We start from the raw sequence: 8,927 nt of genomic DNA, 5'->3' as shown, positions 1-8,927 counted from the left end.
AGCAGAAAGCGAACCTTCATTTAAAATGATAGCATACATATCTCCATCAAAAATATGCAAATATGCATATAGCGTTTTTCATTTCTCAATGTCAGAATATTGAAAAATAATGAAGATGACGGTAAAATAAAGTCGTTATCCGTCTTCTTTTGTCAGTCAGAGAGAATAGAAGAATAGGAGAGGAAAAAATGAAAAAATCTTTGAAACAAAAAATAGTAAGCTCTTTGCTTGCTGTATCACTCGCTGTTAGCTTAGCTCCAATTGGACAAGCCAAAGCTGATTCCACGTCAGAAATCACACAGACTTCACCTATCACAAAACAAGTTGATGCAAGCCGCGCTATCGAACACATCCGTTTCTTATCCGAAACAATTGGTCCTCGCCCTGGTGGGACAAAATCAGAAGAATGGGCTTCTCGCTACGTTGGTATGCAGCTTAAATCAATGGGCTATGAAGTAGAATATCAACCATTTCAAGTACCGGATCAATACGTTGGATTTATTGAATCACCATTATCCACAAAGCGTAATTGGCAAGCCGGTGCTGCCCCTAACGCACTAATTTCTACAGAAGCTGTTACAGCTCCTCTTATCTTTGTTCAAGGTGGAACAAAATTAGAGGATATCCCAAATGAAGTAAACGGAAAAATTGTTCTATTTGAAAGAGGAACAACAGTTGCAGACTATAATAAACAAGTTGAAAATGCTGTTAGCAAAGGAGCAAAAGGTGTCCTTTTATACAGTTTAATTGGCGGACGCGGAAATTATGGACAAACCTTCAATCCCCGCCTAACGAAAAAGCAGTCTATCCCTGTCTTTGGTCTTGCTTATGCACAAGGAAATGCATTTAAAGAGGAAATCGCTAAAAAAGGGACCACTCTTCTTTCTCTAAAAGCGAGACATGAATCTAACTTAACATCACTTAATGTCATCGCTAAAAAGAAACCAAAAAATAGTACAGGTAATGAAAAAGCTGTCGTTGTAAGTTCGCACTATGATAGTGTCGTTGGAGCACCTGGAGCAAACGATAATGCTTCTGGTACAGGATTAGTATTAGAATTAGCTCGTGCTTTTCAAAATGTAGAAACTGATAAAGAAATTCGTTTTATTGCTTTTGGTTCTGAAGAGACTGGCTTACTTGGCTCCGATTATTACGTTAATAGTCTATCCCAAAAAGAACGTGATCGAATTTTAGGTGTCTTTAACGCAGACATGGTTGCAACAAATTACGATAAAGCAAAGAATTTATATGCTATGACGCCTAACGGTTCTCCAAACCTTGTAACAGACGCAGCCTTACAAGCAGGTAAACAATTAAATAATGACCTCGTACTGCAAGGGAAATTCGGCTCTAGTGATCACGTGCCATTTGCTGAAGTTGGTATTCCTGCCGCCCTATTTATTTGGATGGGTGTCGATAGTTGGAATCCATTAATCTATCATATTGAGAAGGTATACCATACGCCTCAAGATAATGTGTTAGAAAACATTTCGCCTGAACGTATGAAAATGGCATTAGAAGTTATCGGGACAGGAGTTTATAATACACTTCAAAAATCTGTTGCTCAAACTGAACAGAAAGCTGCTTAATCATTTAAAAGACCACTGATTTTTATCGGTGGTCTTTTATTGAGAAAATATTTATATGCATAAAAGCATATTTCCTCCTGCTCATTATCCTATACAATATTAATTGTAACAAAAATGATTACAACTAATAAGGAGGCTTTTTCTACTATGAAAAAAATTATTTTAGCCAGTGCTTTAACTTTAGCAGGAATTACTGGCGCTACCGCTTTTATTCCTGAAACAAAAGTCGCTGCTGCCACTCAAGAACAAAGCTTTACAAAATTTTATTCTTTGCAAACTGGAAGTAGTTCTGAACAAGAACCTATTTTCCTTCAAAAAGGACAGGAACTAACAATTCAACCTAACAGTAAAACTCCTAGTTACAGTGTTTATGACTCAAATCATAACCTTATCGGGCGCTATTCTGATGGTTACGGCCGAATTTTCACTGCAAAAACAGATGGAAATATGTATGTTCAATTTCACGCACCTTTCGTTTACTATAGTCCTGTTAGCTTTTCCGTTACGTATACAATCCAATAAAATAAAGGGCCTTTCTCAAGGCCCTTTATTTTATTTCCCAATTCACTTTTACAAAACCATCTTTCACCATTACACCACTTATATTAAATACATACTTTTCATTTGCCTTTAATGTAGCTTTGAAAGTACCTTTTTTCGATTCACAGATCTCTTTTAACTCTCTTATACCTTCTCCTTGCCTTTCATACAAGCTAAAACATAAATTCCCACGTTTTGCATCTGTCTCATAAGAAAATGTTACTTCTGTATCTTTTTCATACTCAAGTTCAATATCTTTCCCAGTAATATCCCATGATGAGAATTTTGCCTCGTAACCGTTCTCCCCTTGCTTCTCATTTTCTAAATATATATCACCAGCTCTCCACATATCATCTAACGTTTGAACGAAAGCAAAGCCGCTCAGTAATACAAACATCGTACTTGCAAATATGACAACTAATGTTATCTTTTGTTTTTTCATAGCCTTCATCGTATGTTCTCCTTCTATTTTCTTGTTACTTCTTCGTATCATATATAACAAAACTCCAATAAAAAATGGTAATACAATCGCTATAACACTCCACCACTTACTTATTCCAAGCGTTTTCGCATCTGTATACACCCATGATGCTACACATACTAAAAGTGCTATAAAAGTTAAAAGCATTGTAATCCCAGCTATCTCAAATACTACAAATGGATTAGCGAACTCTATCATGTAATTTATACTCCTTCTTTAAAAATGACTGTATGACAACATATATAGGAACGTATAGATGCATCATAATCACACTTGCTATCAACATAGGGACTTTATGATTCAAATGAGTGACAAACTGCTCCATAACAACTGTTAATAAAATAATCCAAATAGCATGAATACAAACAACCCATCTTTTCTCTAATTTCCGAGCATTTCGTACGCTCTGTTTCGTTTTATTTATCAGCTCTCCGCTTGGAATGGTGTCTTCAGCTAAGCTGCTTCTTATCTTCTGATCAAACTTATCTTCCGTCATAAACAAACCCCTCCAAATGTTCCCGCATTTGCTTCTTCGCATAATTAAGGCGGTATTTCACCGTACCAATCGGTATATTTAATATTTCGCTCATTTCTTTATAAGAGTATTGTTCATAATAGTAGAGTACGAGCACGGTTTTATATTTTTCATTCAATAGCTGTATAACTTCACGTATCATTTCCGATTCCACTTTTTGAATAAATTCTTCTGATATATTCACTTCATCTGCGAAATCGATTTCTCCACCATCCTCTTTATGAAACAAATCCAATACGCGATCTTTCCACCTTTTCTTCTTACGATAAAAGTCATAAAACGTACGAACACAAATTGTAGTAATCCATTTTTTATAATTTTCCACGCAAGAAAGCTGGTGCCTAGAGGAAAAAACTTTTATCCAAGTCTCTTGAAAAATATCTTCTGCATCTTCTTTCGTTTTCGCTAATTTATAGCATAAGGAATATATTTGCTGCTTATATATATCAATTAATTCTTCTACCTTTTCTTCCATCTTAAACCTCCTGTCATTTATATAAGACGACGCAAATTCTCCTTTTGTTTGATAAAATTTTATTTTTTTATTATCTCCATACAAAAAGGCAATCACAACATCGTGTGATTGCCTTTTACTGAAAACGAAAAATCGGTTAGAATACTCGGTGGCTTCGCGCCTTCCTCCTATTCTGAACGAGTCGCTTCTGCTTTTCTTTATTGTCCAGCTCTGCCTCCTAGCCCCTTCTGTCTAAGAACCTTCCCCACAAGAAGATAAAAAGCATCTTCTGTGGGAAAGAACCTTAGCCTTCGGGGCTAAACAGTCGGCTCCGCTTTTCTTTATTACATTTTTTCTGGTGCAGATACTCCTACGATTGCTAATGCATTTTGAAGTGTAGTGCGTACTGCTTTCATTAACTCATAGCGAGCTTTACTTAATTCTAAGTTGTCTTGGTTTAATACTTTTTCTGCATTGTAGAAGCTGTGTAATGCTGCTGCTAATTCAAATGCATAGCTTGTAATGCGGTGTGGCAGACGTTTTTGCGCTGCATCCGCAACTACAGCTGGGAATTCACCAAGTTTTTTCAGTAACTCTACTTCTTTCTCCGAAGTAACAAGCTTGTAATTCACGTCTCCGCCTGCAGCTAATCCTAACTCTTCACCTTGACGAAGAATACTGCATACGCGAGCATGAGCATACTGTGCATAGTATACTGGGTTTTCATTAGATTTTGATACAGCTAAGTCCATATCGAAGTCTAAATGAGAATCACCGCTACGCATTGCGAAGAAGTAACGCATTGCGTCCACGCCTACTTCTTCCATAAGCTCACGAAGTGTAACTGCTTTACCTGTACGCTTACTCATCTTCATTTTTTCACCATTTTGGTACAGTTGTACCATTTGGATGATTTCTACTTCAAGTGTTTCTTTATCGTAACCAAGTGCTTGAATAGCCGCTTTCATACGAGGAATGTAACCGTGGTGGTCAGCACCCCAAATGTTGATTAACTTATCGAAACCACGCTCTAATTTATCACGATGGTAAGCGATATCTGGCGTTAAGTATGTGTAAGAACCGTCGTTTTTAATTAATACACGGTTTTTGTCGTCACCGTAAGTCATAGAACGGAACCAAGTTGCACCGCCTTCTTCAAAGATCTCGTCACGCTCTTTTAATACTGCAAGTGCAGCATCGATTTTTCCGTTTTTGTATAATGATGTTTCTGAGAACCATACATCGAACTTAACACGGAAGCTTTCTAAGTCTTTTTGAAGTTTTGCTAATTCATATTTTAAACCGTATGAACGATAGAACTCATAGCTTTCTTCAGCATCAGCTTTTGCATAACGATCGCCAAAATCTTCAGCTAAACGCTTACCGATTCCAATGATGTCCGCACCATGGTATCCGTCTTCTGGCATTTCTTTCTCTAGGCCTAAAGCTTGCATGTAACGAGCTTCAACAGAAAGAGCTAAGTTATGAATTTGGTTACCAGCGTCATTAATGTAGTACTCACGAGATACATCGTATCCTGCTTTTGCTAATACGTTACATAAAGTGTCACCTACTGCCGCACCACGTGCATGTCCTAAGTGAAGATCACCTGTTGGGTTCGCAGATACGAACTCAATTTGTACTTTTTCACCTTTACCAGTATTCGTTTCACCGTAAGCTTCGCCAGCGTTAACGATTGTTGGGATTAAGTCTGTTAAGTAGCTATTATCCATGTAGAAGTTAATGAAGCCAGGTCCTGCGATTTCAATTTTTTCAATAGAAGCTTTTGCTTTATCGAAGTTTGCAACTAATTCTTCTGCAATCATACGAGGTGCTTTTTTCGCAACGCGTGCAAGTTGCATTGCCATATTTGTAGAGAAGTCACCATTTGTTTTATCTTTTGGAGATTCTAATACAACGTTTGGAATCTGTTCTTCTGTCGCTAATTCTGCCTTTAATACAGCAGCTTGAATTTCTTCTTTAATTAATCCTTTTACTTGTTCTAAAGAATTCATTATTTTGCCTCCTTCAAATTAAGTGTAATTGTATATCTTCCAGCTTCTTGTTCACTTAGAAGCAATGCGTACGTTAAGAAGAGTTGTCCTTTTTTCTTTTCATCCGACCATTTAAAAAGAACGTTATCAGTTTTCGTTTGCAATGCAAACGTACCAAGTTCACTCGTATACGTACCAGTTGTCCATTCACCTTTCACATGCGTTTGACGCATTGAAACAGCACCTGAACGCATAATGAGAACTTGTTCATCTTGAATTTTAATAATTGTTTTCACTTCGCCCTGTTCGTTCGGCTCTTGGAATGTTACATATGTACCTTGACCTTTTACATAGTATTGACCATTTGCTTCAAAAGCAACGGTTTCCTTCCTCGCCCCTTCACGGATTTCTGTTACGAAATGAACGTGTACCGGCAAGCCTGCAAGTTGTTTCTCCACGTCTTGCACACCTTTCAAATGTTATAGATATTAAATACTACTTATAATAAATCACTTTTCCTATCATATCAAAAAAAACCTCTGTCTGTCTGCTGAAAAATCAGGAAAACTCCATTTCAAAAAATAATTCACTTTCACTTTATTTCATATGATAAAATATTTTTTAAATCTAAATATTCTTTCATTTAAAGAGGTGAGTTATGTGCTACCGACAAAATTAAAAAAGGGTGATGAAATTAGAGTTATTTCACCATCTTGCAGCTTAAGTATTGTCTCAACTGAAAACAGAAAGCTTGCTGTAAAAAGATTAACTGACATGGGCTTTCAAGTTACATTCTCAACATATGCTGATGAGATAGATCAATTTGCTTCCTCTTCTATTTCTTCACGCGTTCAAGACCTTCACGAGGCATTTAGAGACCCTAATGTAAAAGCCATTTTGACAACACTTGGCGGATACAACTCTAATGGTTTATTGAAACATCTCGATTATGATTTAATTCGAGAAAACTCGAAATTTTTCTGTGGCTATTCTGATATTACCGCTTTAAATAATGCAATTTACACAAAAACAGGACTTATTACATATTCAGAACCCCATTTCTCTTCATTTGGAATGAAGAAAGGTCTCGAATATACGACTAATTACTTTTTACAATGCTTAACTTCTAATAAGCCTATTGAAGTCCTGCCATCTGAAACGTGGAGCGATGATTCTTGGTATATAGATCAGGAAAATCGAGAATTCATTACAAATGAAGGTTATATTTCGATTCATGAAGGCGAAGCAACTGGAGAGATTATCGGTGGTAATATGAGCACATTGAATTTACTACAAGGTACACCATATATGCCAAACTTACAGGGGAAAATATTATTTCTTGAGGAGGATAGTTTAACTGGAAAAGCTACCCTTAACACTTTTGATCGTTATTTACATTCTCTTATGCAGCAACCTGACTTTGAACATGTAAAAGGCATCGTTATAGGAAAGATGCAAAAAGGTGCAGAATGTACGATAGAAGACATTCAAGAAATGATTGCTTCAAAGCCTGAACTTACACATATACCTATCATTGCAAACGCAAATTTCGGGCATACAACCCCGATTTTCACTTTCCCAATTGGTGGACGTGCAAAAATCATTTCTAATAAAGAGAATTCAGCTATTACCATTTTAACGCACTAAAAAAGGAGCGAACGATTCGCTCCTTTTACGGTTTTTCTATTTTTTCCAACGCTTTTTGCGGAATTGATTCTTTTGGGATTTCAGCCCATCCTTTTCCTTGCATACCTTTTGCATAAATTTTTATAAACGCCCCCGTATGCAATTCACGGTTCATCATTCTTTTCACAACTTGTAACTTTCCGTCTTCTGTATACCCTTTAAATGTATACAAGTATTCACCGTCTTTTTTCTCACCTTTATTTATAACCGCATAATAATCTTGTATTTCTTTATTTGAAAAGAAGTTGTCTACAAAAGCATGCACACCTTCTGTTTTCGTGTTTAAATAGTACGCTGTTCCACCTAAAATAATGGCGAATACAGCTAAAACTTTAATTACCAATTTCATACATGCGCCTCCTGTTTGCACTTCTTTCTCACTAATCTTATGTCTATACCTGTATTATACGGAAAAAGGCATACCATACTCTATTGAAAAGTCTTACACTTTCCTTACATTATTGTAAGGGTTTTTCAACTTATAGCAATTTCCCAATAAAAAATTTTTCCGTTTCATGAACTTTTATATTATTATTGAATGATACAAATTTTTATTACAAAAATCAAAGGAGACAGTTTTCAAATGGCTATCTTGCAAGGTTTAGCACTATTACTTGTTGTACTTTGTCTATTTACACTTTTTAGTTACCGTGCTCCTTACGGAATGAAAGCAATGGGTGCTTTAGCTAATGCAGCAATCGCAAGTTTTCTTATTGAAGCATTTCACCGTTATATCGGTGGAGAGATGTTTCATAATGACTTTTTACAATCAGTAGGAGAAGCTTCTGGTAGTATGAGCGGTGTCGCAGCGGCAATTTTAGTCGCACTAGCAATCGGTGTTTCACCCGTATATGCTGTTTTAATTGGTATCGCTACTAGCGGATTCGGTATTTTACCAGGATTTTTCGCTGGATACGTTTGCGCTTTCGTCGTGAAATTTCTCGAAAAGAAATTACCGGCTGGTGTAGAGTTTTTAGCAATTTTATTTATTGCCGCACCAATCTCACGCGGAATGGCCATGCTTATGGATCCGCTCGTGAACGCAACGCTCGGTAAAATCGGTTCTATGATTTCAGTTGCAACTACAGAAAGTCCTATCATTATGGGTATTATGCTGGGTGGATTAATAACAGTTATTTCTACCTCTCCATTAAGTTCTATGGCACTAACTGCAATGCTTGGATTAACAGGTTTACCAATGGCAATTGGTAGTCTTGCCGTAGCAGCCTCAGCCCCGATGAACTTTATTTTCTTTAAGCGACTAAAAATTTGCTCAAAGAAAGACACAATCGCTGTAGCAATCGAGCCTTTAACACAAGCCGATGTTGTTTCAGCAAATCCAATTCCAATTTATGCGACAAACTTCGTTGGCGGTGCACTTGCTGGTATTATTACATCTCTGTTCCAGCTCGTTAATAATGCACCAGGAACAGCATCACCAATCCCAGGACTTCTTGTCTTATTCGGATTTAATGACGTTGTAAAAGTAACAATTGCTGCTGTACTGTGTGGAATCGTTACCACTATTGTTGGATACATCGGATCAATCGTATTCCGCAAATATCCAATTCGTTCTGCTGATGAAATTCGCGGCATTACTTCGGAAGAAAAAGTTGCATAAGAAAAAGAGCTATTCTCATTATTTGAG

10 protein-coding genes are annotated in these 8,927 nt (G+C 36.8%); 4 read left to right on the top strand and 6 right to left on the bottom strand.

Annotation, left to right across the window (positions count from 1 at the left end):
- The first annotated feature begins 188 nt into the window (after positions 1–188).
- The gene (locus AC1DMU_RS15915; RefSeq protein WP_000749138.1) at positions 189–1,589 is read left to right on the top strand and encodes a M28 family metallopeptidase; all 1,401 of its coding nucleotides are present in this window, start codon (positions 189–191) and stop codon (positions 1,587–1,589) included.
- Between the two features lie 147 nt (positions 1,590–1,736).
- Positions 1,737–2,111 (top strand): hypothetical protein, encoded by a 375-nt coding sequence (locus tag AC1DMU_RS15910; protein ID WP_088065042.1) that lies wholly within the window; start codon positions 1,737–1,739, stop codon positions 2,109–2,111.
- Between the two features lie 25 nt (positions 2,112–2,136).
- Here the strand turns inward: AC1DMU_RS15910 and AC1DMU_RS15905 are convergent, their stop codons facing one another.
- The 5 genes from AC1DMU_RS15905 to AC1DMU_RS15885 all read right to left on the bottom strand — a co-directional run bounded on the left by AC1DMU_RS15905 (position 2,137) and on the right by AC1DMU_RS15885 (position 6,051).
- A complete protein-coding gene (locus AC1DMU_RS15905; RefSeq protein WP_088065043.1) occupies positions 2,137–2,808 on the bottom strand; it encodes an anti-sigma factor in 672 nt (223 codons plus the stop codon).
- A complete protein-coding gene (locus tag AC1DMU_RS15900) occupies positions 2,792–3,106 on the bottom strand; it encodes an anti-sigma factor (RefSeq protein ID WP_087983725.1) in 315 nt (104 codons plus the stop codon). Before AC1DMU_RS15900 ends, AC1DMU_RS15905 begins: the two co-directional genes overlap by 17 nt.
- Complete coding sequence (locus AC1DMU_RS15895; protein WP_088065044.1) at positions 3,093–3,620, bottom strand: RNA polymerase sigma factor; 528 nt, start codon at positions 3,618–3,620, stop codon at positions 3,093–3,095. The genes AC1DMU_RS15900 and AC1DMU_RS15895 overlap by 14 nt, the downstream gene beginning before the upstream one ends.
- Positions 3,621–3,943: 323 nt before the next feature.
- The gene (argS, locus tag AC1DMU_RS15890; protein ID WP_088065045.1) at positions 3,944–5,614 is read right to left on the bottom strand and encodes an arginine--tRNA ligase; all 1,671 of its coding nucleotides are present in this window, start codon (positions 5,612–5,614) and stop codon (positions 3,944–3,946) included.
- The gene (locus tag AC1DMU_RS15885; protein ID WP_000414868.1) at positions 5,614–6,051 is read right to left on the bottom strand and encodes a YwiB family protein; all 438 of its coding nucleotides are present in this window, start codon (positions 6,049–6,051) and stop codon (positions 5,614–5,616) included. The genes argS and AC1DMU_RS15885 overlap by 1 nt, the downstream gene beginning before the upstream one ends.
- A gap of 202 nt (positions 6,052–6,253) precedes the next feature.
- On the opposite strand from AC1DMU_RS15885, the gene AC1DMU_RS15880 reads away from it, so the two are divergent.
- Positions 6,254–7,240, top strand: a complete 987-nt coding sequence (locus AC1DMU_RS15880) for a S66 family peptidase (protein WP_476941530.1) — start codon at positions 6,254–6,256, stop codon at positions 7,238–7,240.
- 25 nt (positions 7,241–7,265) lie between these two features.
- Here AC1DMU_RS15880 and AC1DMU_RS15875 read toward each other — a convergent pair whose 3' ends face one another.
- Entirely contained in the window at positions 7,266–7,628 is a 363-nt protein-coding gene (locus AC1DMU_RS15875) for a YxeA family protein (RefSeq protein WP_000779928.1), read from the bottom strand.
- Between the two features lie 234 nt (positions 7,629–7,862).
- On the opposite strand from AC1DMU_RS15875, the gene AC1DMU_RS15870 reads away from it, so the two are divergent.
- On the top strand, positions 7,863–8,900 hold the full coding sequence (locus tag AC1DMU_RS15870; RefSeq protein WP_000996323.1) for a PTS sugar transporter subunit IIC: 1,038 nt from the start codon (positions 7,863–7,865) through the stop codon (positions 8,898–8,900).
- The last annotated feature ends 27 nt before the right edge of the window (positions 8,901–8,927 follow it).

This window comes from Bacillus sp. 01N45 (assembly GCF_056399205.1).
Note: the sequence above shows the minus strand (reverse complement) of the source record. Positions and strands in the feature narration are given on the sequence as shown.